Raw genomic sequence first — 2,457 nt, 5'->3', positions numbered from 1 at the left:
AGGCGCAAGAGGTCCTGGCAGATCTGCCAATCAAGCGACAAGCTGTCTCTGCTTAGTCCTCTGAGCTGTGGCTTCGTCAGTATTCGAGCGCGCTGAATGGTTCATCAGATGCAACTCCGCCCGTTTTTCTCCCGGGCGCATCCCAGTCAAATACGCGCAGACCACGAAAGCCGCTGTTCCCAGGTGCCGCATCAGGTCGGCGGCCTCGTTGTAATCGAGTACCTCCCGCCACGGCGCTCCGTTGATCTGGCCAGTCACCGGGACGTTCAACGGGCAGGGTCCTGGCCGGCGGGCTGCAGCGGCTTTCAGATCTTTCTGTTGGGAGAACCTCCGAATCTGGGATTCGGAGGCGCCGGTCATGCCGCCCACATAGGTGCAGGCCAAGGTCACGCGGCCATCGGTTGCCGTGGTCGGCAGTGGAGCCCTACTGGCGATCAGCGGGTCGAGGTAGGCGTGCAGGGCTGCCGCCGCCGCAGGAGTGGCGGTGTTGGAACGGGCGGCCTCCGCCAATCGCTGTCTCTCAGCCCAGGCGGCGAGGATGTCCTCGGCGAAGTCGTCGACCATCCGCATCGCCCAGACCAGCAGCGGTCCCATGGTCTCGGCCGCCACGGGTTCGGTCGTGTTCTCCCCGCCGCTGGAAGAGGTTGCGGCAGGCAGGTAGTCATCGGCTCCCAGTCCGTCCCACGGCGGCCGTCCGATCCCGGCCGGGCGGGCGCTGAGCTCGTCGAACGCCCACAAACGTGTTACTGCTGACAAGATTGTGCGGGTATGGCTTCGACCATGGTTTTGTCCTCTCATGTGCAGGCCGTAGTCGTGTAGGACGCTGGTGTCGCAGGCGACGAGGCTGTCGATGCCCCGGGAGTCCAGCCATTTAGCCAGGTGGATCCACTGCCGTATCGAGTTGACCAGCACGGCGAGGCTCAGGCGGCTTCGCGTGCGGCTGCCGCGTTCGGTAAGGAAAGCGGGCCGAAGCTCGCCGTTGATCATGGTCCAGGCGGTCAGCCGTAGCTCGTCCCGGAAGGCGGCGGGGCAGGTATTCCAGTAGATCGAGGCCTTGTATGCGCTGGGGTTTTCCGTGAGCATGCCCAGCGGCCAGATCGCAGCTCCGTAGCGGCTGTTGAGGTGGGCGTGCTCAGCGGTCACGAAGTGCGGCAGGACGATCGGGGTGTCGGGAGTGGGCAGCGGCAGCCGGTAGGGATCGAGGTCGGGGGCGAGGATCACGTGTCGAGCTCTCCAGTCAGTAGGTCGGCGATGAGGGCGCGATCGGCGTCGGTGACGCGGGCCAGGGCCTGACGCCAGATGCCCACGCCGAGCTTGGACTCGAGGTCTTCCAAGCGGGCGTGGGCGTCGCCCCAGTCCCGCGACCACGTCTCGGGTGCCAAGGTCGAACGCAGATTGGACAACGCGTGGTGCAGGTGGGCGAGCCGGCTATGGTGACCTGGGTGAACACGGGCGTTCTCACAGCCCAGACACATCAGGAAAGACTCGCCGCAACCCCCGCCAGGTGCCGGATAGGGGCTGTTGTCGTAGTCGCGGCAGTCGGCGGTCGCGGTCTCGACGTCCCCGTCCTGCGGCTCGTCCCGTAGTTCGGCGACCAGAACCGACGCCCGCGCGCGGGCAGCAGCGTCTTCAGCGCCGGCAGCGATCACCTCGACGGCCTCAGCCTGGACCCGCTTGTCGACCACGACGTAGCGGCGGTCGTGCGTGTCCTGACTGTTCTGGCCAGGCTGTCGCCGGGCGAGCGCGTTGACGGTCCGGCGTCCCCGGCGAAACGGCGAACCCGTCATGCCTTCCGACCGCGCCCAGCTCCGCGCATTCATGGTGGTGACACCGAAGTGGAACCAGCCGACCGGAGGAAGACGGTCTCCATCCCCATGCAGAGCGCCGCCCCCAGCAGCATGCCAGACGATCAGACGATCGGTTCCGGGGGCAAGGTCCTCCACGAGTGCGCGGGCGAACCGAGTTGCCGCCAATGCCTCGGTGATCAGACGGCCAGCCGAGGCAGCGCCATCATCGGTGACGTTCCGGGTCTCGTAGTGGTGGCCGCCGCCACGGCGATACTTCTCCAGCGGGATCCGGTAGGTGGGGTGCCCGTCCTCGCCGGGGTCCGGTGATGCCCGGGGCACTTCAGCCCCATCGATCACCGACAGGTTCCACCCGTACTCGGCCATCAGGAGCACCCCCAGCGCCACGGCCTCATGGCTCGACAGGAACAGCCGCTGCCATGTCTTGGCGATCGAGACGCCCAGCGCCTTGCGATACTTCTTCACCATGTTGGCTTGACCGCTCGGGCCGACCTGTGACTTGCGTCGCTTGCTGGCGTGATTTTGGGCGAGGTGTGTCAGAGAAAATGCACCAGATCGGGTCTTAAATACCCATCAGTCGCGGGAGGGGTTATAGGGGATCCTGGCGTAGTTCTCGCCGGGCTGCAACCCGGGCCTCGTGCGCGTCCTTCAG

At 66.1% G+C, this 2,457-nt stretch carries 2 protein-coding genes; both read right to left on the bottom strand.

Features of this window, described 5'->3' with window-relative positions:
• Positions 1-30: 30 nt before the first annotated feature.
• Positions 31-1,221 (bottom strand): hypothetical protein, encoded by a 1,191-nt coding sequence (locus tag ACTWQA_RS58760; protein WP_443167452.1) that lies wholly within the window; start codon positions 1,219-1,221, stop codon positions 31-33.
• A complete protein-coding gene (locus tag ACTWQA_RS58755; protein WP_443167451.1) occupies positions 1,218-2,273 on the bottom strand; it encodes a hypothetical protein in 1,056 nt (351 codons plus the stop codon). The genes ACTWQA_RS58760 and ACTWQA_RS58755 overlap by 4 nt, the downstream gene beginning before the upstream one ends.
• Positions 2,274-2,457: the final 184 nt, after the last annotated feature.

This window comes from Nonomuraea sp. 10N515B (genome assembly GCF_052245915.1).
Lineage (GTDB): Bacteria > Actinomycetota > Actinomycetes > Streptosporangiales > Streptosporangiaceae > Nonomuraea.
This window is presented reverse-complemented; position numbering and strand designations above follow the sequence as displayed.